The organism is Enterobacter sp. K16B (assembly GCF_020216105.1).
In the GTDB taxonomy this organism is placed as follows: Bacteria; Pseudomonadota; Gammaproteobacteria; order Enterobacterales; family Enterobacteriaceae; genus Enterobacter; species Enterobacter sichuanensis.
The window spans coordinates 1-24,448 of sequence record NZ_JAIWJZ010000081.1 but is presented as its reverse complement, the minus strand read 5'-3'; the positions used below and the strand labels follow the sequence as shown (position 1 = coordinate 24,448).

The following is a 24,448-nucleotide window of genomic DNA, read 5'->3' as shown; positions in this document are numbered from 1 at the left end:
GGGTTGTTTCGATTTTCAGGATAATCTATGCATCGTTCAGGTCTGACAGAGCTGGAAGTGGTGATGGCGGTGGTGCGGCGCGGCAGCTTTCGCGGCGCGGCGCAGGAGCTGGGGATGTCCGCCACCGCGGTAAGCAACGCCATCGCCGGGCTGGAGAGCCGCCTTGAGACGCGCCTTTTTAACCGCACCACCCGCAGCGTGGCCCTCACCGACGCCGGGCAGCGCTATGTGGCGCGAATTGGTCCGGCCCTGCAGGAGATCCGTCTCGCCGGGGAAGAGATCCACAGCGACACCGGGGAACCTGCCGGCACGCTGCGCCTCAACGTGCCGAACCATATCGGCGCCCTGTTTCTGGACCAGCTGCTGATCGACTTCATGATCCGCTACCCGAAAATGCGCGTGGAAACGGTGAGCGAAGCGAGGATGATCGACATCGTTGCGGAAGGCTATGACGCCGGGATCCGCCTTGAAGAGTCCGTCCCGCAGGACATGATCGCCGTGCCGCTGACCGGCGAGATCCGCCAGCTTGTCACCGCCACGCCGGACTACTTCGCCCGTCACGGCATACCCGAGACGCCGGACGATCTGCTGCAGCACCAGGGGATCGGCATGCGTATGGCCCACGGCGGGATCTACCGCTGGGAGCTGGCCCGTCGGGGTGAAACGTACGCGCTGGCCGTGCCGCCGCGCTTTGCCACCTCCGATCTCTTCGCCTCGATCCGCGCCGTGAAAGCGGGGCTAGGGGTCGGTTTTTTACCGGAACTCTATATTCAGGAAGAGCTGAAAAGCGGGGAGCTGGTGAGCGTCTTAAACGACTGGGCACAGCCGTTTGCCGGGCTGCGCCTGTACTATCCTGGCCATCGCCACGTCCCGCCGGGGCTGCGGGCGCTGGTGGCGATGATCCGCGAGCGCGGAATTATTCCAGGTTAGCCTTGTTCAGCCCGTAAGCCGCGTCCAGCGCGCCCGGCGCCATGCGGGAGGTGATCCCCAGACGGTTCCAGGCGTTGATCGCCACGATGGCGAAGTTCAGCTCTGAAATCTCTACATCTGAGAAGTGCTCCGCCACGCTGCGGTAGAGCGCATCGCTCACGCCGTGAACGCTGATTTGGGTCAGCGCTTCGGTGAAGGCCAGCGCCGCTTTTTCACGGGCGCTGAACAGCGGGGACTCGCGCCATGCCGCCAGATGGTAGAGGCGCAGCTCGCGCTCGCCGGCGATTTTCGCCTCTTTCGAGTGCATATCCAGGCAGAACGTACAGCCGTTCAGCTGCGACACGCGAATGTCGATCAGATGCTTCAGCGCCGGGTCGATGGAGGTTTTCGCCACCTCCATGCTCAGGGCAGACAGCGCGTTAGCGAGGGCAGGTGTGACTTTGTGATGGTTGACGCGAGTGCTCATGGTCTTTCCTCTGATTTACACGGTATGTGTGATGCGATGAGGCAAATCTACGCCGTTCATGACATAGTAAAAAGACACAAAAAACGTGAAATGAGGTAGGACATGAAGCCGGGCTATCACGAGATTTATTCCCGCTATCGCGATAACATCACGCGCGGCGTGCTGAAGCCGGGCGATAAGGTGCCTGCCATCCGCGTGCTGGCGGAAGAGCTGAAGGTGGCGCGTAAAACCGTCGAAACGGCGTATGCCATTCTGACGGGGGAAGGGTATCTGGTAAGCCAGGGCGCGCGCGGCACGCGGGTCAACCCGGACCTCCTGCTGCCGGCCACTCCTGCGCCGACGGAACAGGCCACCGGCACGCTTCCGGCCTCGCTTATCAGCCAGCGCGAGCGGGCAGGATTTCTGCGTCCCGGCATCCCCTCCCTCGACAGCTTCCCCTATAAAAAGTGGCTGCTGCTGGCAGGCCAGGCGACGCGTTCCATGCGCCAGGAGGAGATGCTCAACCCGCCGATGCTGGGCTGGTATCCGCTGCGTCAGGCCATCGCCCGCTATCTCAACATCTCACGCGGATTGTCCTGCACTGCCGAACAGGTGCTGATCACCAGCGGCTACAGCGGCAGCCTGCGCCTGATCCTCGACACCCTTGCCAGCCGCAGCGACAAGGTGGTGTTTGAAGATCCGGGCTATTTTATGGGGCAGCAGTTGCTCAAGCGGATCGTGCCGCGCCTGCACACCGTGCCGGTCGACCGCAACGGCATCGACACGGAATACCTGCTCCGTCACCATCGCGACGCCCGTTTTGCCATCGTGACCCCGTCGCACCAGAGTCCGCTGGCGGTCACGCTCTCCCTGCCGCGTAAACAGCAGTTGCTCGACTGGGCCAGCCAGAACGACGCATGGATTATCGAAGACGATTACGACGGGGAGTTTCACTACACCCGCAAGGTACTGCCGTCGCTGAAAAGCCTCGATCGGCACGACCGGGTGATCTTTATGGGCACCTTCAGTAAAACCATTATGCCATCGCTACGCATGGGCTACGTGGTGATGCCCGCCAGCACCATCGGGGCCTTTACCGACTGCGCGGACATTACCACCAGCGGCCAGCCGGTGCTGACGCAAAAAATCCTCACCACCTTTCTCAATGAAGGCCATTTTTTCCGGCATCTGAAGAAGATGCGCGCCCTGTATCAGACCCGCCGGGAGTGGATGATTGCCGCCCTGCGCGAGGTGTATGGCGATCTGTTTTTCACCGAGCAAAACGATGGCGGGATGCATATCGTGGCATTTCTCACCAGAGGAAGCGCTGACCAGGACGTGGCGCGCTGCTGGCAGGAACAGCAGCTGCAGGTTAATGCGCTTTCGGAGTGGTATCGCGGGTCGGGCAAACGCTACGGGCTGGTGATGGGCTATAACAACGTGCGGTCGTATCAGGAGGCGCTGGATTTGCTGGAAAGGCCGAAACGGCAGACGCTTGAGCTGTTGCGCTGAAAATCGCCCGGTGGCGCTACGCTTACCGGGCCTACGGGATCGAGTAGGCCCGGTAAGGCGCAGCCGCCACCCGGCGACGACGTGGATCACACATCATTACGCGACAACCCAACGTCCTTGAGCTGCTCGTCGCTCATCTGGCTCAGAATGCGACGGGTACGGTTGATGCGATACCAGTTACGCAGCGTTTTCGCGATCCAGACAAACACAATAAACGGACGTTTTGAACGATTTTCGTAGAATTCCATGATGCTCTCCTCGCTGTGCCAGTGGGCTTATCATCATGGAAAACGGCCTGTACAATACAGATTCAAAAACTGCTTTTGTTTACCATACAGATCCGTTAAAACGGTATCTGCATGGCGTTTAGCCCATCAATCTGTACTGGTTTAACAATCTGTATGGTGAAAACAAAGGATACAGCATGACGCGCTACCAACATCTGGCCAATCTACTGGCAGAACGCATTGAACAAGGGCTGTATCGCAGCGGCGAACGTCTGCCGTCGGTACGCGCGCTGAGCCAGGAACACGGCGTAAGTATCAGCACCATACAGCAGGCCTATCAGATCCTCGAAAACCTCCAGCTGATCACCCCTCAGCCGCGCTCCGGCTATTTTGTCTCGCCGCGCAAGGCCCAGCCGCCCGTCCCGGCGATGACCCGCCCGGTGCAGCGCCCGGTGGACGTCACCCAGTGGGACGAGGTGATGATGCTGCTGGATGCCCGCGCCGACAAAGAGATGATCTCCTTCGGCGGCGGTTCGCCGGACATTAACCAGCCGAGCCTGAAACCCCTGTGGCGCGAAATGAGCCGCATTGCGCAGCATAACCCGGGCGAGATGCTGAGCTATGACGTGCTGGACGGGCGCCTGGAGCTGCGCGAGCAGATTGCCCGCCTGATGCTGGACAGCGGCTCCACCGTATCGGCAAGTGACATTGTGATCACCAACGGCTGCCACGGCGCGCTGTCCATCGCCCTGCTCTCGGTATGCAAACCGGGGGATATCGTGGCAGTGGAGTCACCGTCGTTTCACGGCACCATGCAGATGCTGCGCGGCTTCGACATCAAGGCGATTGAAATACCCACCGATTCTGAAACCGGGATCAGCATCGAGGCGCTCGAGCTGGCGCTGGAGCAGTGGCCAATCAAGGCGGTGATTCTGGTGCCCAACTGCAACAACCCGCTCGGGTTTATCATGCCGGAAGCACGAAAAAAACAGGTCTTAGCCCTCGCCCAGCGGCACGATATCGTGATTGTTGAGGACGATATTTATGGCGAGCTGGCCGCCGAGTACCCGCGCCCGCGCACCATTCATTCGATGGATATCGACGGTCGCGTGATCCTCTGCAGCTCGTTTACCAAAACCGTGGCGCCGGGCCTGCGCGTCGGCTGGATTGTGCCGGGACGCTACTACGACCGGGTGATGCACATGAAATACGCCGCGGGCGGGTTTAATGTGCCGGGCACGCAGATGGCGGTGGCGGCGTTTATCCGCGACGGCCATTATCATCGCCATGTGCGTCGTATGCGCCAGATTTATCAGCAAAATATGGAAACTTACACCTGCTGGGTGCGACAGTATTTCCCGGCAGAGATTTGCGTCACGCGCCCGCAGGGGAGCTTCCTGCTATGGGTTGAGTTACCGGAAAACGTGGATATGGTCTGCGTCAGCAAGCAGCTGTGTCGGCTGAAGATCCAGGCTGCGGCCGGGTCGCTGTTTTCCGCCTCCGGGAAGTACCGCAACTGCCTGCGGATCAACGTGGCGCTGCCGCCAACGGATAAGCATCGCGAGGCGTTGAAGAAGATGGGCGAGGCGATTGTGATTGCGATGGAGGAGTAGTGTTTTGCCGGGTGGCGGCTTCGCCTTACCCGGCCTACGTTATTGCCGTTGTAGGCCCGGTAAGCGCAGCGCCACCGGGCAACAGGCCGCATTACTCGTCGAAGTACCAGTACCCCTGGTTAATCAGCCCGGTGAGCACCTCGACAAACGCCGGGTTGTTCAGGGCATCCCCCAGCTCCGCCTGGCCGAGTTCGGTGTAGCGGCACAGCGCATCCGCGGCCTTCGCGTCTACCGTCTCCAGCTGCTCGCTGTTGATAAAGAAGCTGCCGTTGATGTTCAGCACGCGCAGGCCGCTCAGGCGAGACAACGTTTCGCCGCCCTGCAGCGCGTCCAGCACCTCTTCTGCAGAATACGGCGGTTCGGCGGCGGCGATATCCAGCTCGTGACGCGGCGTGGAGACAAAGCTGCCAAACCATTTTGTGAAATCATCCGGCTTGCTGATCATCTCGATCATCATCTGACGAATGCGATCGAGCTCGTACTGCTCCACGCGGCCCGGGTGTTCGCGACAGGTGAGATCCGGATCGCTGTAGTGCTCGCCCCCCAGATCGTTTTCCAGCGCATAATCGGCGAAGCTGCTGATTAGATCCCGGCCGTTTGGCCCACGGAAGCCGACGGAGTAATTCAGCGCGGTCTCATGGGTAAAGCCGTCGTGCGGGAATCCAGGCGGAATGTAGAGGATATCGCCCGGGGCCAGATCTTCGTCGATGATCGGCTCGAACGGATCCACATGCAGCAGCGCCGGATGCGGGCAGAACTGGCGCATCGGCAGCTTGTCACCCACGCGCCAGCGGCGGCTGCCCATCCCCTGAATAATGAAAACATCATACTGATCGATATGCGGGCCCACGCCACCGCCGGGGACGGAGAAAGAGATCATCAGGTCATCCAGGCGCCAGTCCGGCAGGACGCGGAACGGACGCACCAGCTCCGCCGCAGGCATATGCCAGTGGTTCACCGCCTGCGCCAGCAGCGACCAGCCCGTTTCGCCCAGATCGTCAAAGTGCTCAAACGGACCATTGCTGGCCTGCCACTTGCCGTTGAAATGGCTCACCAGGCGGCTATCGACTTCCGGCTCCATCGCCAGGCCTGCCAGCTCGTCCGGGGTAATCGGGTCGACAAAATTCGGGAAGGCATTTTTCAGTACAACGGGTTGTTTTTGCCAGTATTTCTCAAGAAATTCCGGCCAGTTCAGGTTCAGTTGATACGCCATGGATAGCACCAGTGAGAGGGGAAACAGGCGCGATTATAGGCAAGAAGGCAGAGGGGGAACTTGTCATGGGTCAAACGAGGGCGTGTAGGTCGGGTAAGGCGTAGCCGCCACCCGACACATACACGGCGCGAAAACTTAATCCAGCTTCAGCTCGTCATAATGGGTAATCAATTTGCCGACGATGCCGTAGTCCAGCGCTTCTGCCGGAGACATCCAGAAGTTGCGGTCGGTGTCTTTTTTCACTTTTTCCAGCGGCTGGCCGGTCGCATCCGCGATCAGCTTATTCACGCGATCCAGCATGCGGATGATTTCGCGCGCTTCGATCTCAATATCCGTCGCCTGACCGCGCACGCCGCCCAGCGGCTGGTGGATCATAAAACGGGTATTGGGCAGCGAGTAGCGGTGCTCTTTTTTCGCCGCCAGGAAGATGGTGATCCCGGCGCTTGCCACCCAGCCGGTGCCGATAACGTGGACTTCCGGGCGGATGAATTTGATAAAGTCGTGGATGGTATCGCCCGCTTCCACGTGACCGCCCTGGCTGTTGATGTACAGCTTGATCGGATCGTTGCTGACGCTTTGCAGCAGGATCATCTGGGTGATCACTTTCTGCGCCAGCTCCTGGTTAATCTCACCGGAGATCACAATCGAACGGGACTCCAGCAGTTTTTGCTGCAGAGCGCCCGCGCCGTTTGACCCTTCCGCTTTTTCCTTGTCGCTCTCTTTCAGTGTGTAGTGCATTGTTATGTCCTCAGCAATTAGCGCTCAAAACCAGAGTGTAGCCTGTTTTACCGATCAAAGTCCTCACCGACAAATAACGAGGGCGCTGAGGCATACTGCCCATGTTGCACGCGTTTCGTTCCTTCACCACTCCCGCCCCGGCTCGCTATACTTCATACGGTTATCATATTGTTAAATGATAATGATATTTAATGTGTTAAGATGAAAGTCAGCATAAACAGTCCCTTACGTAACCGTCGGGACTGTTTGCATCCTCGACATGTAAATCAGCACCGGGGCGGTGAATGGAACACATTGTGTATGTGGTTGATGACGATGACGCAGTCAGGCACTCCGTAATCGGGCTGCTGGAATCAGCAGACTTAAACGCCATCGGCTTTTCATCGGCAGAAGCGTTTCTTCAACACCGGTTTGAGGAGCTGCCGTCGTGCGTGATCCTCGACATGCAAATGCCCGCCATCTCGGGCTTTGAGGTGGCTGACGCGCTCAAGGACAGCGGGCGCGAGATCCCGATTATTTTCCTCACCGGCCACGGCACCATCCCGATGTCGGTGCGCGCCATCAAGGGCGGCGCTTACGAATTCCTCACCAAGCCCGTTGAATCTGGCGCGCTTATCGACGCCATTGAATCCGCGCTCCGGCTGGCGGAACACAACGCCGTACGCAATAAAGAGCACTACGCCCTGAAGCAGCGGCATATGTCCCTCACGCCGCGCGAACACGAAGTGCTGACGCTGGCGATTAGCGGCATGCTGAATAAACAGATTGCCGCCGAGCTGGGCGTCAGCGAGATCACGGTGAAGGTGCATCGCCGCCGCGTGATGGAGAAAATGCAGGTGCGCTCCGTAGCAGAGCTGGTCAGGGCCGTTGAGCGCCTGACCAAAAGCCAGCCCGCGGAGTAACGTTTACCCTTCCTGCGCGGCCAGCGGCAGCGCAAAGGCAAACACGGTGCCGTGCGGCTCCCGGCGGCGCGCGCTCAGCTTCCCACAGTGGCGCTCGATGATGCTGGCACTGATGGTCAGCCCCATCCCCATTCCCTGCGCTTTGGTGGAGTAGAACGAGTCAAAAATCTGCTCCAGCCGCTCGGGCTCAATGCCGCTGCCGGTATCGGCGATCTCGACGATAACTTTCCCGTCCGCGTTGCTGGTGCTGAGGGTGATGACGCAGGGACGATCCGTCACCTCGGCCATCGCTTCTACCGCATTCATCACAAGGTTAAGCAGCACCTGCTGGATCTGCACGCTATCGCCGGTGATAACGCTCTCCTGCGCCTGCAACAGATAATCAACGCTAATCTGTCGCAGCTCCAGCTCGCTGCGCGACAGCATGATGATATGGTGGATCAGGTCGTGCAGATCGATACGCGAAAAGGTGGGATCCTGCTTGCGCGTCAGAGACTGAATGCTGCGAATGATCTCCCCCGCCCGCGCGCCTTCCGCGGCGATCTCCTCCAGCCCTTCGCGCACTTTATCCAGCCGGGCCGGTTCGCGGCTGAGCCAACGCAGGCTCGCCCCGGCGTTAGAAACAATCGACATCAGCGGCTGGTTGATCTCGTGGGCGATGGAGGAGGTCAGCTGTCCGACGGTGGTGGCGCGGGACACCCGCGCCAGATCCGCCTGCGCCACCCGCATGGCATCTTCCGCGGCGCGCTGGCTGGTGATGTCGGTAATGATGCCGTAATACTCGTTCACCTCGCTGCCCACGCCCACCGGATCGCCAATCCCGAGGATGTAGCGCGTTGAGCCGTCGGGACGCTTCACGCGAAACTCTGCCCGCATGGAGAGCCCGTCGCGCACGCTCCGGGTGACGATGGCGCTGATGCGGGCGTAATCGTCCTCATGAACGAAGGTCAAAAACTCCGCCATGGAGATCGTCTTTTGCTGTTCAGGCAGGCCGAGGATGCGGGCGTACTCGTCCGAGACAAACATCAGGTCCTGCTCCAGCTCCCAGCGCAAGCTGCCGGTGTGGCTGATCTGCTCGCCCAGCATCAGCGAGGTCTGGCTGGCGCGCAGCTCTTTCTCGACCCGCCGACGCTGAATGTTCTCCGCCAGCAGCTCGGCGTACAGCCGCGCCGTCTCCAGGGAGACCGCGGCCTGCGCGCCCAGCAGGCTCACCACGCGCGAGTGCTCGGCGGTAAAGACCTCCGGCATCAGGCGGTTTTCCAGGTACAGCACCCCCACCAGCCGCGCCTGTTTGAACATCGGGACGCACATCACGGCCGCTCCCGAGGTCACCAGATAGGGATCCTGGCTGAAGGGGTGGAACTCCTCCGGTTTACCGGTGCGGATCTCCTGCCCGGTGCGGATCACCGCCGCCAGCACCGACAGCGGCAGGTCGGTCGCCGTCGGCACGTCTTTCAGGATCCGCACCCGCACGCCCTCGGTACTGGTCCAGGCACTGGCTTCGATCTCCGGAATCAGGCTATCGCTCACGCGAAGCAGCAGCCCGCGCTGCGCCCCGGCGCGTTCGAGCAGGATCGTCATCAGATTTTCGATTAAGCGCTCAAGATTGATCTCCTCCGACAGCGCGCGGGAGGCTTTGATCACGCTCTGCAGATCGCGGATCGTCTCATTCTGGGCGAACGCCACCGTGTCGTAGGCGCTGGCCTGTCCGGAGGCCAGCAGGTGCGGGAAATCCTGCTCCAGCTGGCGCACCTTGGCCTGCACCCCGGCACGGCCCCAGGCGGCAATCGAACCGCGGAAGTGCGCATCCGAGGCGGTCGGGTAGCCGCAGGCCAGCGCAAAGCGCCCTGCCAGCTCGTGGGCCAGGGCGTTGATCGGATTAAACCCGCCCTCGCGGGAGAGCCTGACCGCCTTCTCATACTGCTCAAGGGCAATGCTGTTCATCCCGTCCAGACGCACAATTTCGGCATAGATCAGCGCCTCTTTATCCGCGAACGTGCCGGGATTAATGCGCGCCCAGAGGGCGATTTTGTCGTAATGGGCGTGAATGCTGCGGCGATGGTTCGCCGAGAAGGTCTCCGGCGTCAGCTGACGGGAGAGTGCCAGGGCGCTGTAGAAGTGATAATCCAGCAGGTGGATGTGTCCCGGCGCAGACCAGGCATACCAGCCCGCCGTCTCGAGATCCGCCTGCGCGTCGGCATACTCCCCGCAGGTAAAGTGCGCCATGCCGCGGTAGAGCCAGTACCAGAACAGCATGGTGGAAGTCTGCTCCGGGGCCTGCTCCGGCGACGCGGGAAGCAGCGCCTCGGGCAATACCTGCGACGCGGTCCAGGTGCCGATGACCGGCGTGCGCAGAAACTCAACGTAGCCGCGCTGAACCATCAAAATGGTTTCCACGTCCTGGAAGTGGGTTTTACGCACGAACGCCAGGCCGCGATCGATGCTGGTCAGCACTCCGTCCAGGTGATCGCCCCGCGAGAGGAAGTTAATCACCTGGTGGCAGGCCGCAAAGCAAGCCATCGTCATATCGCCGTGGGTCACCGCCGCGCTGAAACAGGCTTTTGCGCACTCGATGGTAAACGATAAAGGCTGGGTCCAGACGCTAAGCTGGTCGAGCGGTAGCAGGGTTTTGGCTTCAAACGCATCGTAGCCGTGGCGGCTCACCAGCTCGCGGGCCAGCGTGCCGTACTGGAACCCGAGGCGGTACTCGGCGTAGCGGTGGCCCATCAGCACGCCAAACCAGGCCATCGCCGTGGTGGAGGCGCCGGTGATGCCGTAATCGAGGGTCAGGTGCATCATGCGGCAGAGCAGTAAAAAGTGCAGGCGCGGGCAGATGAAGCTGGCGCAAATGCTGGCGCTGTAGAGCAGGTTCATCACCGCTTCGGTTTCCGGGTTCTCCATGCGTGCGAGCGGGGCAAAAAGAGGTTGTGGCGCACCATTGGCACGGTTGCAGAAGCGTTCCCAGGCCTCGTCGCAGTCGGCGTCTTCCGGATAGCGGCCAATCTGGATGCCCAACACCCCCAGCCAGCAGAGCGCCGCCTCCAGCGCCAGACGGCTGTCGGACTGGCGAATGTAGACTTCCACCAGCAGGTTGGCCGCCAGCGCTTTTTCGGTCAGCCCGCCGGGGCAACCGAGGATCGCGTCACACAGCTCGCGAGTGCGCGCCAGGTGCCCCAGCGCAAACTCGCAGCCCGCCTCTTCGATATCGAGCATAAAGTCTGACACCGTCCCGGCGTTGCCCAGCGCTCTGGCGGTCTGGATATAGCTCAGCGCGGAAAGGTAATCCCCCGAACGCTTCGCCCTTCGCGCGGCCAGCAGGCTCAGCTCACGAAATCTCTGGCGCTGCGGGGCGGGCTGGATGCTGTCCAGCGCGGCCGTGACGTGGTGAACGGCGCGGAACAGCAGCTCGTTTCCCGCCGCCTGCCGCGCGGCGTCGGCCAGCAGGCTGGCGGTCGTCAGGTGAATGTGGCTTTTCTCATGCCGATCCAGCAGCGCAACGGCGGCCTCCTGCACCCTGTCGTGGGTGAAGGCATATTTTTTTTCCGTCAGCACGATGAGCTGGGCCATCACCGCCGGATGCAGCGCATAGCGCATCTCCGCCATCGACAGGCCAACCACGCGGCACATCATCTCCATCTCGCCCGTGCCGCCGAGACAGGCAATGCTGCCCAGCAGGCGGCGCGTCTCGTCGGGCAACTCTTCGAGCTGCTCCAGCACCAGGGTGACCACGTTTTCGGTGTAATGCCGGGCGCGGATCGCCTGCAGATCGTAATGCCACTTGTCCTGATATTTGTTATGCACCACCAAACCGTCATCGACGATGCGGCGGAAAAACTCGTGCACGAAGAGCGGGTTGCCGCCGGTTTTCTCATGGATCAGCGTGGCGAGGTCGGCCGTCGCCGCGCTGCGGGTGCGAAACACCGTCGCCAGCCAGCGGGCCACGGCTTTAACAGACAGCGCCTGCGGGACAATCTCGCTCGCGTGCTGTGCCACCTCCGGCAGGCTCGCCAGCGGCTGTTGCACTGTGGGGTCGGATAACGAACCGATATCGCGGTGCGCCACCACCACCAGCAGCGGGATAGCCCCGCCGTTGACCAGCAGATATTTCAGCGTATGCAGGCTGGCGGCGTCGCTCCACTGGAGATCGTCAAGCACCAGCACCAGCGGGCAGCCCTGCGAGGCAAAGGTCTTTACCAGCGCCAGCACCATATGGCTGAAGCGCGCCCGGGCATCAATGGAAAAGGTATCCGCCGAGAAGCGCGGCTTGCGCTCAAGCAGCAGACCCAGCTCCGGCACCAGGCTGACGGCCAGCTCTTCATACCCCTCAAGGGCGCGCGAGAGGCGGATTTTCCACTTTGCCACCTCGTCCGCCGGCAGCCCCAGCAGGTGCAGCGTCAGGGAGCGGAACGCGGAGCTTAATACGCCGTAGGGCAACGACGGTGAAAACTGATCGACTTTGCCCACCGCCAGCAGCACCGTACGCTGCTGCAGCGTTTTAAGCGCCGTCGCGATGATCGAGGATTTACCGATCCCCGACGGTCCGCCGATGGTCACCAGCTCCGGCACCCGGTTCTGCCCTACCCGCTCAAACGCGGCAATGATGTCGTTCGCCTGCGGATGGGTCGCAAACAGGGAATCCGCCAGATGGATCGCCGGGGTGCGGTCCTGCTGGCCGGGCGGAAAGGCGACGATGTCGCCTTCACAGGTCAACGTCGCCTGGCAGCGGCGGAGATCGGCAATCAGCCCGTCGACCGTCTGGTAGCGGTTATCGGGGTGCTTTTCCAGCAGCTTCAGAATGATGGTCGACAGCATCCCCGGCACGTCCGGGCGTATCGCGTCCGGCGCCAGCGGCGCTGAGGCAATGTGGTAATGCGCCCAGTTGGTCTGGTCGTCCTCCCCCAGCTCAAACGGCAGGCGGCCGGTCAGCAGTTCATACAGCACCATGCCGAGGCTGTAGAGATCGCTGCGGTTATCAACGGGACGCTGGGTTCGCGAGGTGTGCTCCGGCGACATCCAGGCAGGCGTACCGCCAGATACGGCAAGCCGGGTCCCGGAGAGGGCATCGGAGAGCGTGCAGGAGAGGCCAAAGCTACCCAGACGGCAGGTGGCATCGTGATGGACAAAAATACTGCCGGGCTTGATATCGCCGTGGATCAGGTTTTGCAGATGCATCTGGCGCAGGGGAACGCAGATCTGGATCGCCAGCTCGATAAAGCGCGCGATCCCCGAGATCGCCCTGCCCGCGCGTCGCGCCAGCAGTTCAAAGGAAAACGGGGCATAGACCAGCGCGAAGCGCCCCCGGTACTGGGTGGACGCGACAGCGCGAATGGCCCAGCTGTCCTGCAGCATATCGCGCAGCGCAAACTCGTTTTTCAGCAGCCGGGTGGCCCGCTCTTCCTCTTCGTCGCTCACCGCGGTGGCAATAATAAACGAGCCGCCGGAATGAGGATGTCGCGCATGCATCCACGAAATCCCCCCCTCCTGCGCCAGCACGGTAAAAATCACATCCTCTTTAAGGACAAAAACCCGCCCCTGGTGAAGATTCCCCTGGGCGGGCCAGAATGCAGGCTGCTCGTGTTCGTTCATCCGCGATCCTTATTGTCGGCGGGCCAGCTCCCGCTGAATATGATCCAGCAGAATATCGATGTTAATGGGCTTACGCAAAAAAGCAGCGGCGCCCAGACTGAGAGCATACCGCTGCATATTTTCATCAGCATGACCGGAGATAAAGAGCACGGGCGGCGGCGGTACGGCCAGCAGCCGCAGCCTGGCGAACAGCTCCAGGCCGCTCATGCCCCGCAGTTTGATATCGGTGATCACCAGCGCCGCGCCGGACAGGGCGAGAGGGTGGCTGAGAAATACCTCTGCCGAATCAAACGTATCGGTCGAATAGCCTTCCGACTCCAGGAGATTACTCAACCCGCTGCGGACGGAACGTTCGTCATCAATGATGGCAATGCGCCACGGCAGCGTCATGCTGTCTTTCCTCTCACAAATCATTAAACGTCGCGATCGTCCTTCGCGGGCGCAGGGGGCGCCGTGCCGCTGATTTTCGGCACGCATTCGTGACGAAACCAGGCGAGGGTAAGCGGTTCGCGACTCAGTAAACGTCGTCCCACCGGGATAAGCTGTTCACCCACCAGCATGCCAAACAGGCCCAGCAGGGCAACAACCGGCGGCGCCGGGGAATGAACGTCGAGCAGGGCGTAAATTACCCCAGCTACCACGCCGCACACCAGCGAAATTATCCACGCTTTCATGATGACGCTCCCGTCTGCGTTTTAGCCTGCACAACGGTCACCTGAGGCGGCGGCGCACCGTCGCGGGATAAGAGATGGCGCGTCGCCTGTTCACCCGCAAGCATCCCCAGCAGGCCAATCAGCGCCAGCGCGGGCGGCGCGGGGGAGCGCACCTTCAGCACGGCATACATCAGGCCAATCAACACGCCGGCGGCAAGGGATATCAGCCCAGTACTCATTGTGAACTCCAGAGATAAAGGCAGCGGCGAGCCGGATGAGGGACCAGCCCGCCAGCGGGGCTTAGCGAGCCGGAACCGGCGCTAAGGTGCGGTGCTCGCTCTTCTGGCGAGACGGCGCTTTGTGCACCATGGTGTAGGCATAATCAACGCCCATGCCGTACGCGCCGGAGTGCTCACGCACAATATCCATGACCGCGGTGTAGGTCTCTTTACGCGCCCAGTCGCGCTGCCACTCCAGCATCACCTGCTGCCAGGTCACCGGGATGACGCCCGCCTGGATCATGCGCTGCATCGCGAAGTCGTGGGCCTCTTTGGAGGTGCCGCCGGACGCGTCCGCTACCATATAAATTTCGTAGTCACCTTCCAGCATCGCGCACAGGGCGAAGCTGTTGTTGCACACTTCGGTCCACAGACCGGCAACCACCACCTTCTTCTTGCCGTTGGCCTTCAGCGCGTCGCGTACTTTCTGGTCGTCCCAGGAGTTCATGGAGGTACGCTCCAGGATGTCCTGGCCCGGGAACACGTCCAGCAGCTCCGGGTAGGTGTTACCGGAGAAGCTTTCGGTCTCAACGGTGGTGATGATGGTCGGGATGTTGAACACTTTGGCCGCTTTCGCCAGCGCCACGGTGTTGTTTTTCAGCACCTGGCGGTCAATCGACTGCACGCCAAACGCCATCTGTGGCTGGTGATCGATAAAGATTATCTGACAGTTCGCAGGGGTTAACACTTCGAGCTTTGAAGAGGTCATAGCATTTTCCAGTGGTTAAGGGTGAAATCGCCGCGAGCGCCGCGACGATAAAGTCGTCCCCATCCTGCGGTTTTCCGTCTCCGCGCGTAATTATCTCTTCGTATAGTTAACCTTAGGTATAGTTATACTTTGGTATACCTATCCTATTGTATAACTGGATCTTTGCCGAAACCGGTTCCCATAATCCTGACCATTCCCCTCTCAGTCAGGAGCAGTTATGGTTACCCTCGGTAAAGCCGATCTCATTCTGGTTAACGGCCAGTTTCACACCGTCGATCGCGAGAACCCTGTCGCGGAAGCCGTTGCCGTGCGCGATGGAAAATTTCTGGAAGTGGGTACCGTCGCCGGGGTGATGCAACACCACGGCGACGGCACTCAGGTGGTGGACCTAAAAGGCCACACCGCCATCCCCGGCCTGAACGACTCGCACCTGCACCTGATCCGCGGCGGGCTGAACTACAACCTTGAGCTGCGCTGGGAAGGCGTGCCCTCCCTGGCCGATGCCCTGCGGATGCTGAAAGAGCAGGCCCTGCGCACGCCGTCACCCCAGTGGGTGCGCGTGGTGGGCGGCTGGACCGAGTTCCAGTTTGCCGAGCGCCGCATGCCGACCCTCGACGAAATTAACGACGCCGCGCCGGACACCCCGGTCTTCATCCTGCATCTGTACGACCGCGCCCTGCTCAACCGCGCCGCGCTGAAGGTGGTCGGCTACACCAAAGACACGCCAAACCCGCCGGGCGGCGAGATCCAGCGCGACGCCAACGGCAACCCGACCGGGATGCTGATTGCCCGTCCGAACGCCATGATCCTCTACGCCACGCTGGCCAAAGGGCCGAAGCTGCCGCTGGAGCAGCAGGTCAACTCCACCCGCCAGTTCATGCGCGAGCTGAACCGCCTGGGGCTGACCAGCGCCATCGACGCGGGCGGCGGCTTCCAGAACTACCCGGAAGATTACGAGGTGATCGCCGAGCTGCACGAGAAAAAGCAGATGACCATCCGCATCGCCTACAACCTCTTTACCCAGCGTCCGGGCCACGAGCTGGAAGACTTTGAAAAATGGACCGACATGCTCACGCCGGGCCAGGGCAGCGACTTCTTCCGCCACAACGGCGCGGGCGAGATGCTGGTCTTCTCCGCTGCCGATTTTGAAGACTTCCTCGAGCCGCGCCCGGACCTCGCGCCGGGCATGGAGGACGAGCTGGAGCGCGTGGTGCGTCATCTGGTGGAGCACCGCTGGCCGTTCCGCCTGCACGCCACCTATAACGAATCCATCAGCCGCATGCTGGACGTCTTCGAGAAGGTGAACCGCGACATTCCGTTCAACGGCCTGCACTGGTTCTTCGACCATGCGGAAACCGTGTCACAGGCCAACATCGACCGCATCAAAGCGCTCGGCGGCGGCATTGCCGTGCAGCACCGCATGGCCTTCCAGGGCGAGTACTTTGCCGAACGCTACGGCATCGAAGCCACCCGCCACACGCCGCCGGTGGCGAAAATGCTGGAGACCGGCGTGCCGGTGGGCTTAGGGACGGACGCCACCCGCGTGGCGAGCTACAACCCGTGGACCGCGCTCTACTGGCTGGTCTCCGGCCGCACCGTCGGCGGGATGCAGATGTACGATCACAGCGCCCGACTGGATCGCGATACCGCGCTGATGCTCTGGACCCAGGGCAGCGCGTGGTTCTCCAGCGAGCAAAACCTGAAGGGGCAGATCAAGGTCGGCCAGCTCGCGGACCTCGCGGTGCTGAGCAAAGACTACTTCCGCGTGCCGGAAGAGGAGATCAAGGGCATCGAGTCCGTCCTGACGGTGGTCAATGGCGATATCGTCTACGCCGCGGGCAGCTTTGGCCCGCTCGCGCCGCCGGCCATTCCGGTTCTGCCCGAGTGGTCCCCGGTGGTCAAGGTGCCGGGCCACTACCGCAGCGCGCCGCCGCAGGCCGCACGCGTGGGCATGAGCGCCGTCCACCACTGCAGCGGCCCGTGCGGGGTTCACAGCCACCAGCATGATTTCGCCCGCACGTCAGCGATGCCGGTGTCCGACGATAACGCTTTCTGGGGGGCGCTGGGCTGCAGCTGCTTTGCATTCTGATGAAAAACACCACTGTACCGCCCCGGATCGACCTGGGGCTGTTCTTCCTGCGCCTGACCGGTAGCCTGCTGCTGCTCTACGTGCACGGCCTGCCGAAGGTGCTGCACTTCAGCGAAGAGCTGACGCGCATTGAAGATCCGTTTGGCTTCGGGCCTTACGCGAGCCTGATCCCGGCGATTGTCGCCGAGGTGATTTGCCCGCTGTTGATCATTGCGGGTGTTTACACCCGCCTGGCGTGCCTGCCGATTATCGCCGTGCTGCTGGTGGCGATGCTGGCGGTTCACCCGAACTGGTCGATTGCCGAAGGGCAGTTTGGCTGGCTGCTGCTGATTATCTTCACCACCCTTGCCCTCACCGGGCCGGGCCAGTGGCGGCTGCAGCGTAAGGCAGCGGAGAGGTTCGCATGACCCAGGTTAACGACGTTCGCGACGCACACGTCGAGACGACGCCCGCACCGACGGTTTCGCCCTGGCAGCCGCTGAGCCAGCCGGTGTTCCGCATGCTGTGGATCGCCACGGTGGTCTCTAACGTCGGCTCATGGATGAGCGACGTCGGCATCAACTGGAGCATGCTGACCCTGAGCGCCGATCCGCTGGATATCGCGCTGGTACAGGCAGCCAGCAGCCTGCCGATGTTCCTCTTCGCCCTGCCGTCCGGGGTGATGGCGGACATCGTCGACCGACGTAAATACCTGCTCTTCTCTCAATTGTGGGTGTTCATCGCCGCCGCCGGGCTGACGGTGCTCTCCTTCACCGGACACGTCACCCCGACCGTTCTGCTGGTGGCGACGTTTCTGCTGAGCGTGGGGGCGGCGATGAGCTCGCCGCCGTTTCAGGCCGTGGTGCCCGATCTGGTGAGCAAGCCGGAGCTGGGTGCCGCCGTGGCGCTGAACTCGCTCGGGGTGAACATCAGCCGGGCGATTGGCCCGGCGCTCGGGGGCTTCCTGCTGTCGCTCGCCGGGCCGTGGATGGTGTTTGCCCTGAACGCGCTGTCTGTGGTTGGCGTGGCGTGGGTGCTGTGGCGCTGGCGTCCGGCCCCGTCCATTCAGCGTCTGCCGCCGGAGCACTTTTTCTCGGCGGTGCGCTCGGGCATTCGCTATGTTCACGCCGCGCCGGTGCTACGCAACGTGCTGGTGCGCACGGTGGCCTTCTTCATTTTCGGCAGCGCAGGCTGGGCACTGCTGCCGCTGGTGGCGCGCCGCGAGCTGAGCTTAGGCCCGGCAGGCTACGGCGTGATGCTGGCGTGCATTGGCCTGGGGGCGATTGCCGGGGCCATTCTGCTGCCGCGCCTGCGCCAGCGGCTGAACGCCGATCGGCTGATGGTGGCCGCGAGTCTGACCTTTGCCCTCACCATGCTGGCGCTGGCATTTGTGCGCCACGTCTGGCTGCTTAATCTGTTTGAGTTTTTCACCGGCTTCGCGTGGATTGCGGTGCTCTCCACCCTCAACCTCGGCGCGCAGCGCAGCGCCGCCCGCTGGGTGAAGGCCCGGGCGCTCGCGGTCTACCTGACGGTGTTCTTCGGCTCAATGACCACGGGCAGCGCCATCTGGGGGCAGATTGCGTCGCAGTTCGGCACGCCAACCTCGCTGGTGGTCGCCACGCTGGGGATGGTGCTGGCAAGCGCCACCGTGTTCCGCTGGAAGCTGGAGAAAGATCCTGATTTAAACCTCGACCTGAGCGGCCAGCCGCTGGACGGCGTGGAGATCGACCTGCCGAACGAGCGCGGCCCGGTGCTGGTCTCGCACGAGTACATCATTGACCCGCACAACGCGAAGGCCTTCCTCGAGGCGGTCCACGAGCTGCGCCGGGTGCGCCGCCGCGCCGGGGCGATGAGCTGGGCGGTGTACGAAGATATTGAGCGCCCCGGTCTGTTTATCGAGACCTTCCTGATGGGCTCGTGGATTGAGCATCTGCGCCAGCAGGAGCGCCACACCATGAATGACCTCCTGCTGCAGAGCCGCGTTCTGGCTTTTCATCAGGGCACAACATCACCGGCCATTCGCTATCTGGTCGCGCCGGTATAACCCTAACCATCACCTGTACAGGAACACACTATGGCAACGTTTAAGGCAAAAGACGGCACGCAGATTTACTACAAAGATTGCGGCGCGGGGAAACCGGTTCTCTTCAGCCACGGCTGGCCGCTGGATGGCGACATGTGGGACAGCCAGCTGAACTACCTGGCCGAGCGCGGCTTCCGCGCCATCGCCTTTGACCGTCGCGGCTTTGGCCGCTCGGATCAGCCGTGGAACGGCTACGACTACGACACCTTTGCGTCCGACATCAACGACCTGATCACCACCCTGGACCTGCAGGACGTGACGCTGGTGGGCTTCTCCATGGGCGGTGGCGACGTGACCCGCTACATCAACAACTACGGCAGCGCGCGCGTCGCCGGTCTGGCGCTGCTGGGCGCGGTGACGCCAATCTTTGGTAAATCTGCGACCTTCCCGCAGGGTGTGGATCAGAGCGTGTTCGACGGCATTCGCGACGGGCTGCGTAAAGATCGCGCCCAGTTTATCAGCGACTTCGCCACCCCGTTCTACGGCATCAACGCCGGGCAGACCGTCTCTGCCGGTGCCCTGACCCAGACGCTGAACATCGCCCTGCTGGCGTCCCTGAAGGGCACCATCGACTGCGTGACCGCGTTCGGCGAAACCGATTTCCGCCCGGATATGGCGAAAATCGACGTGCCGACGCTGGTCATTCACGGCAGCAACGACCAGATCGTGCCGTTTGAAAGCACCGGCAAGCTGGCGGCAGAGATGATCAAAAACGCCACGCTGAAGGTGTACGACAACGCGCCGCACGGCTTCGCGCTGACCCACCAGGACCAGCTCAACGAAGATCTGCTGACGTTTGTGAAGTCGCTGTAAGGTCGTCTGAGGGCATGTCGTTCCGGCATGCCCTTATAGATCACTGTTTTAGGTAGTTATTCACTAAGGCTTACAATCCCGTAAAATTCAGTCGCCAGGTTACTGAAGCCTGAAATTTTACCGGAGAGCATATGGACGCAGTTGAGCAAGACGTCAGATTCGCATGGGCAGACTTCTATCAGGCATTTGCCTCCCGGCTATTGACCTGGCGAAATCGAAGAGAGGAGCTGGTGGCGGGTATTCACCGCATTGCTGCAGAGATTGGCAGTATGTCGCACCTGCAGGACAAGCCCGCTAATGGCGCTCCCCATCCTTTGAAAGACATTTGTCCTTTCACCACTATGGGTTTGTTTAATCGCTCGCTTACCGTTACCAACCGAAGAAATATCGCAGCCAGCCTGGCAAAACTGATAGGCGTTAGTGAAAAGGTTCCTGAATCGTTCGACGGAATTCCGCTGCTAAACAATCAGAAGTCATGGTTCTTTGGCTATGAGAAATCACGTAAGCCTGAAGACATCGATACGCTGTGGGAAATATTTTCTCAGGCAATCTCCTTTGCCGATACCCCAAACGCCGATCCTGCGGACTTCCTCTTTTCCTATGACGCCGCATCTAACGTGCGCAATGTTGGCTGGAACCTGACGATGGGATTGTACTGGCTACGCCCCTGGTTCTACCCTACGCTGGATAGCCAGTCTCAGTATTACATCCAGAAAGTCCTGAATATTAAAATCATTAAAAAAGGTGCCAAAGGGCGCTGCAGCGGACACAACTATCAGACCGTAGCCCTGGCGCTCAAAAAGGCCTTTACCCAGCCAAACTATCCGGTTCACTCTTTCCCTGAACTCTCCCTGGCGGCATGGAATATCGATTTACATCAGTCAAATGATGAAGTCGAGCGACTGACATGGAAAGCCTATTTGCTCAATAAAATCAAACTACTGTGCCTGCAAAAAGACAGCCCTTTCTTCTCCTTGAGGGAGTTAAAAGAGGCCTATCTGGATGAGATTAAGGCGGATTATCCCAATAACAATACGGTTGAATCGTCCATTTCATATTATCTGCAAAAACTACGTGATGATGATGAATTAGAGTTTCAGACCCCCGGCAACTATGAATATCTCAACTTCGATAAAGGTGAATTGCAGAGCATCACCGAGGAAACGGTTGAAGAGAACGTGCCAGCGGAAATCCCTCATAAGCCTTACGCGATAAGCAACTTGATCGATGAGGGTTGCTTTTTAGAAGAGGAAAAAATACAGCTCATCCTTCAGCGGTTACAGGCCAAAAAAAACCTGATCCTGCAGGGCCCGCCGGGAACCGGTAAAACCTGGCTTGCTCGCCGCCTGGCGTATTGCCTGATGGGCGAGGAAACCTCTAAGCGCATCAGCGCCGTGCAGTTCCACCCTACCCTCTCCTACGAAGATTTTATTCGCGGTTGGCGTCCTAACAATGAAGGTCGTTTAGCACTGGTAGACGGGCCTTTTCTCCATGCGATAGACAAAGCAGTCAACGATCCGACGACTAAGTACGTGGTCATCATTGAAGAGATTAACCGGGGTAACCCTGCGCAAATTTTCGGCGAAACGCTGACGCTGATGGAGGCGGATAAACGCACGCCGAATGAGGCGCTTGAGCTCTCATATCGATCTGATATGGATGAAAAAACCTACATTCCTGAAAACCTGTACATCATCGGGACGATGAATATTGCTGACCGCTCGCTTGCCCTGCTGGACCTGGCATTACGGCGCCGCTTTGCGTTTATTGATCTTAAGCCCGAATTTAACGACGCGTGGAAAAAGTGGGTTAACCAACGGTTTAACGTGAGTCTGGAAACATTAACCCTTATCGAATCCCAGCTAACCGCGTTAAATGAAAAATTGTCCAGGGATGCGGCGCTAGGGCCACAGTTTTGTATCGGGCATAGCTATGTTACCCCACCAGCGGGGTTGAAAATTGACGACGGGATGGCCTGGTACGAGCAGGTTGTCGAAACCGAAATCTTCCCTTTACTTGCCGAATACTGGTTCGATGCGCCGGAGAAAGTTCTGGATGCCAGAAAGGGACTTCTCAGCGTATGACCGATCTTGCTGAACGTGGCGATACGCAGGTTCGGGAAGCTCTATCTCGCATTCCTTTGCGCAACATCTGGCTATTGATGCTGTATGCCTCCAGTCTGTTTCGCCACCGCGGGCGCAGCATGGTTGCCGCTGAAAACAACCCGGAGGAGATCCCGGCGCTGGTAGCCAGAATCCTGCTTCACGAAGTGGAGCAGCGGCTGTTAAGGCATTTAAGTATGGGATATCAAACACGCCGCGCCACGCTTAACAGGGTAAGGGGACGCATTGATGTTCTGCGCACAACCAGTCGGCAATTGCTTGAGCGGGCACAGGTAGCCTGCCAGTTTCAGGAGATGACGCTGGATACACCGCGAAATCGCTATGTTCGCTCTGCGTTAGAACACCTTGTTCCGCTGCTCAGCGACGGGCTGGCTGCGCAATGTCGCGCAATGGCAATCATTTTGCGTCGTCGAGGTATCGAGGGCGGTATGCCCAGCAAAGGTGAACTGCCCTCCATCACGCGCTTTGGTCGCCACGATGCGGCGGATAAAGCCATGGTCGATGCCGCGCAGCTGGCATTTGAATTATGGCTACCAACCCAAACTGCGGGGCAAAAATTGTTGCCAACGCCGTCTGATGACCCTTACTGGATGCGTAAGCTGTTCGAAAAAAGTATGGCGGGTTTCTATCACGTCCATCTACCCAAACAAGACTGGACAGTCGCGGCCGGAAAAGAGTTGAAATGGGGAATAACGTCTCACAGCGCGGGGAGCGAAAGTATTTTCCCAACCATGTACTCGGACATCATTCTTGAGCACAGGCAACCTGCACAGCGCGTCATCATCGACACTAAGTTCAATAACGTTCTGACTAAAGGCTGGTATCGCGATCGGAGCTTGCGCAGCGGTTATATCTACCAGATGTATACCTATCTGCGCACGCAGGAGAACCGAACAGACCCGTTATCTCTCCATTCAGCTGGATTATTACTTCATCCCGCCGTCGACGTAATGCTCTACGAATTCGTTGAGGTACAAGGGCACAAAATCCACTTTGCCACCGTTGATTTAGCAGCAGATGCCGCCACAATGACGCAGCAATTATTGAAATTAGCGCACGATTGCTGTGGGATAACTGATGTGAACTAAGTTCTGAAGTGGACGCCTGGATAACAGGCGCCCACCTGGATTAGTTCGCCGGAGCCGGGCGCTCCAGCCGCTCATTCTCCACATGGCTATTTTCTAAATGATGCCGACGCTCCGCCAGCAGCCGACAAATCTCCGCATGCTTCTCCTCGGTAAAGGTAAAGCGTGACATAAATCCAATCCGGATCAGCGACCCTATCGCCGGTAACAAACAGATCCCGAAGAACAGACCCGACAGCACGCTCTCACTCTGGATTTGCGCCTGCGGCACGTAGCCGATCATCGTCAGGAATACGCCGATGAGCCCACCGCCCACTGCCACCGACATCTTGCCGGTAAAGGTCTGCCCGGAGAAGGTGATCGCCGCGCAGCGCTTGTGGGTGTGGTACTCCGCGTACTCGATGGTGTCGGCAATCATCGATGAGGTAAGAATGTTGGTCATCATCACGAACAGCGTGCTCAGGCCGAGGAGAATAAACAGCATCGTCACCTGCTGATAGCCGACAAACCACATCACCACGCGCACCGCAACGTCCAGCCCGCAGAGGATCATAAACAGCTTCCGCTTCTGCATCCGGCGCGTCAGCATCGGCGCGACCAGGCACAGCACCGCCGCCACGATCCCCATCACGCCAATCGCCATCTGCAGGCTGCCGTCGCCCAGGTTGTTAATAAAGAAGTAGATGTAGAGCCCACCCGCCACGTTGTGGAACACGCAGAAGAAGAACGACAGCAGGACGATAAACAGCGGCTTGTTCTGACGCAGGTTGTGGAAGGTGTCGCGGATGGTCACCTTTTCCGGGCTCGGCGGCACGCGCTCTTTGATCTGCATAAAGCCGTTAAGCATCAGCGGCAGGCCCACCAGCATCATCACCAGCGCCGCCATAAAGTAGCCTTTATCGTTGCTGTACTGGGCGAAGAACGCCGCCAGCTTCGGGAAGAAGATGTTGGCGCAGGCAATCCCGGCGTTCACCCCGAGCATCGCCGCCGTCACCGCGCGGGTACGCTGCCCGGAGTCGTTGGTCATCACCGACGACATCGACCAGAACGGGATATCGGAGATGGCGTACAGCGTCCCCCAAAGGATATACGTCACCCCGGCGTAGAGGATTTTGGTGGTCATGTCCGCTTCGATTTTATAGAACGACAGCAGCGTGACGCCGGTGATCAGCAAAGGGGCGATCAGCAAAAAGTGGCGAAATTTGCCGAACCGGCTGTTAATGGTGTCCATAATGCTGGCAAACAGCGGATCGTGAACCGCGTCCCACGCGCGGGCAATCAGGAAGATGGTGCTCGCCGCCAGCGCCGAAATCCCCAGCACGTCGGTGTAAAAATAGTTAATAAACGAACCCACTAAACCAAAGCTAAAACACTGACCTAAACCATAACCAAAATAAGACCACAACTCGCGAGACGGTATTTTCATTGTCATTGCCATTGTTATATGCCTGCCTGGTTGCCCGGCGGTGG

At 60.0% G+C, this 24,448-nt stretch carries 20 protein-coding genes; 10 read left to right on the top strand and 10 right to left on the bottom strand.

Features of this window, described 5'->3' with window-relative positions; all coding sequences use genetic code 11:
- The first annotated feature begins 27 nt into the window (after nucleotides 1-27).
- Nucleotides 28-930, top strand: a complete 903-nt coding sequence (locus tag LDK53_RS15330; protein ID WP_225287508.1) for a LysR family transcriptional regulator — start codon at nucleotides 28-30, stop codon at nucleotides 928-930.
- On the opposite strand, the gene LDK53_RS15325 is transcribed toward LDK53_RS15330, so the two are convergent.
- Complete coding sequence (locus LDK53_RS15325; protein WP_127729473.1) at nucleotides 917-1,396, bottom strand: carboxymuconolactone decarboxylase family protein; 480 nt, start codon at nucleotides 1,394-1,396, stop codon at nucleotides 917-919. The two genes, LDK53_RS15330 and LDK53_RS15325, sit on opposite strands and share 14 nt — an antisense overlap.
- A 102-nt stretch (nucleotides 1,397-1,498) precedes the next feature.
- On the opposite strand from LDK53_RS15325, the gene LDK53_RS15320 reads away from it, so the two are divergent.
- A complete protein-coding gene (locus tag LDK53_RS15320; RefSeq protein WP_225287507.1) occupies nucleotides 1,499-2,887 on the top strand; it encodes a PLP-dependent aminotransferase family protein in 1,389 nt (462 codons plus the stop codon).
- 86 nt (nucleotides 2,888-2,973) lie between these two features.
- Here the strand turns inward: LDK53_RS15320 and LDK53_RS15315 are convergent, their stop codons facing one another.
- A complete protein-coding gene (locus tag LDK53_RS15315) occupies nucleotides 2,974-3,135 on the bottom strand; it encodes a DUF1127 domain-containing protein (RefSeq protein ID WP_059386776.1) in 162 nt (53 codons plus the stop codon).
- Nucleotides 3,136-3,311: 176 nt separating this feature from the next.
- Here LDK53_RS15315 and LDK53_RS15310 point away from each other — a divergent pair, with 176 nt between their 5' ends.
- Nucleotides 3,312-4,727, top strand: coding sequence for a PLP-dependent aminotransferase family protein (locus LDK53_RS15310; RefSeq protein ID WP_225287506.1), 1,416 nt, complete (start codon nucleotides 3,312-3,314; stop codon nucleotides 4,725-4,727).
- Nucleotides 4,728-4,818: 91 nt separating this feature from the next.
- Here the strand turns inward: LDK53_RS15310 and LDK53_RS15305 are convergent, their stop codons facing one another.
- Together LDK53_RS15305 and LDK53_RS15300 are read right to left on the bottom strand one after the other, a co-directional pair.
- Nucleotides 4,819-5,940 carry a cupin domain-containing protein gene (locus LDK53_RS15305; protein ID WP_225287505.1) on the bottom strand — a complete coding sequence of 374 codons (1,122 nt, stop codon included), beginning with the start codon at nucleotides 5,938-5,940 and terminating at the stop codon, nucleotides 4,819-4,821.
- 135 nt (nucleotides 5,941-6,075) lie between these two features.
- On the bottom strand, nucleotides 6,076-6,678 hold the full coding sequence (locus tag LDK53_RS15300) for an ATP-dependent Clp protease proteolytic subunit (RefSeq protein ID WP_024909504.1): 603 nt from the start codon (nucleotides 6,676-6,678) through the stop codon (nucleotides 6,076-6,078).
- 284 nt (nucleotides 6,679-6,962) lie between these two features.
- Between LDK53_RS15300 and LDK53_RS15295 the strand changes: the two genes are divergently transcribed.
- Nucleotides 6,963-7,580: a response regulator transcription factor gene (locus LDK53_RS15295; RefSeq protein WP_225287504.1), complete on the top strand. Its 618-nt coding sequence runs from the start codon at nucleotides 6,963-6,965 to the stop codon at nucleotides 7,578-7,580.
- A gap of 3 nt (nucleotides 7,581-7,583) precedes the next feature.
- Here the strand turns inward: LDK53_RS15295 and LDK53_RS15290 are convergent, their stop codons facing one another.
- The 5 genes from LDK53_RS15290 to LDK53_RS15270 form a co-directional block, all read right to left on the bottom strand.
- Nucleotides 7,584-13,166: an ATP-binding sensor histidine kinase gene (locus LDK53_RS15290; protein ID WP_225287503.1), complete on the bottom strand. Its 5,583-nt coding sequence runs from the start codon at nucleotides 13,164-13,166 to the stop codon at nucleotides 7,584-7,586.
- Nucleotides 13,167-13,175: 9 nt separating this feature from the next.
- Nucleotides 13,176-13,556, bottom strand: coding sequence for a response regulator transcription factor (locus LDK53_RS15285; protein ID WP_225287502.1), 381 nt, complete (start codon nucleotides 13,554-13,556; stop codon nucleotides 13,176-13,178).
- A 23-nt stretch (nucleotides 13,557-13,579) separates the two neighbouring features.
- Complete coding sequence (locus LDK53_RS15280) at nucleotides 13,580-13,840, bottom strand: XapX domain-containing protein (protein ID WP_010427264.1); 261 nt, start codon at nucleotides 13,838-13,840, stop codon at nucleotides 13,580-13,582.
- Nucleotides 13,837-14,058, bottom strand: a complete 222-nt coding sequence (locus LDK53_RS15275) for a DUF1427 family protein (RefSeq protein WP_225287501.1) — start codon at nucleotides 14,056-14,058, stop codon at nucleotides 13,837-13,839. The genes LDK53_RS15280 and LDK53_RS15275 overlap by 4 nt, the downstream gene beginning before the upstream one ends.
- Before the next feature lie 61 nt (nucleotides 14,059-14,119).
- Nucleotides 14,120-14,806, bottom strand: coding sequence for a hydrolase (locus LDK53_RS15270; RefSeq protein ID WP_023331928.1), 687 nt, complete (start codon nucleotides 14,804-14,806; stop codon nucleotides 14,120-14,122).
- A 217-nt stretch (nucleotides 14,807-15,023) separates the two neighbouring features.
- Between LDK53_RS15270 and LDK53_RS15265 the strand changes: the two genes are divergently transcribed.
- The 6 genes from LDK53_RS15265 (at nucleotide 15,024) to mcrC (ending at nucleotide 22,981) form a co-directional block, all read left to right on the top strand.
- Complete coding sequence (locus tag LDK53_RS15265; RefSeq protein WP_225287500.1) at nucleotides 15,024-16,895, top strand: amidohydrolase; 1,872 nt, start codon at nucleotides 15,024-15,026, stop codon at nucleotides 16,893-16,895.
- Complete coding sequence (locus LDK53_RS15260) at nucleotides 16,895-17,302, top strand: DoxX family protein (protein ID WP_059385968.1); 408 nt, start codon at nucleotides 16,895-16,897, stop codon at nucleotides 17,300-17,302. The genes LDK53_RS15265 and LDK53_RS15260 overlap by 1 nt, the downstream gene beginning before the upstream one ends.
- The gene (locus LDK53_RS15255) at nucleotides 17,299-18,918 is read left to right on the top strand and encodes an MFS transporter (RefSeq protein WP_225287499.1); all 1,620 of its coding nucleotides are present in this window, start codon (nucleotides 17,299-17,301) and stop codon (nucleotides 18,916-18,918) included. Before LDK53_RS15260 ends, LDK53_RS15255 begins: the two co-directional genes overlap by 4 nt.
- A gap of 30 nt (nucleotides 18,919-18,948) precedes the next feature.
- Nucleotides 18,949-19,770 carry an alpha/beta fold hydrolase gene (locus LDK53_RS15250; protein WP_155030641.1) on the top strand — a complete coding sequence of 274 codons (822 nt, stop codon included), beginning with the start codon at nucleotides 18,949-18,951 and terminating at the stop codon, nucleotides 19,768-19,770.
- A gap of 131 nt (nucleotides 19,771-19,901) precedes the next feature.
- Nucleotides 19,902-21,854 (top strand): AAA family ATPase, encoded by a 1,953-nt coding sequence (locus tag LDK53_RS15245; protein ID WP_225287498.1) that lies wholly within the window; start codon nucleotides 19,902-19,904, stop codon nucleotides 21,852-21,854.
- The gene (mcrC, locus tag LDK53_RS15240; protein ID WP_225287497.1) at nucleotides 21,851-22,981 is read left to right on the top strand and encodes a 5-methylcytosine-specific restriction endonuclease system specificity protein McrC; all 1,131 of its coding nucleotides are present in this window, start codon (nucleotides 21,851-21,853) and stop codon (nucleotides 22,979-22,981) included. Before LDK53_RS15245 ends, mcrC begins: the two co-directional genes overlap by 4 nt.
- Before the next feature lie 40 nt (nucleotides 22,982-23,021).
- Here the strand turns inward: mcrC and LDK53_RS15235 are convergent, their stop codons facing one another.
- Entirely contained in the window at nucleotides 23,022-24,416 is a 1,395-nt protein-coding gene (locus LDK53_RS15235) for an MFS transporter (RefSeq protein ID WP_225287518.1), read from the bottom strand.
- Nucleotides 24,417-24,448 lie beyond the last annotated feature (32 nt).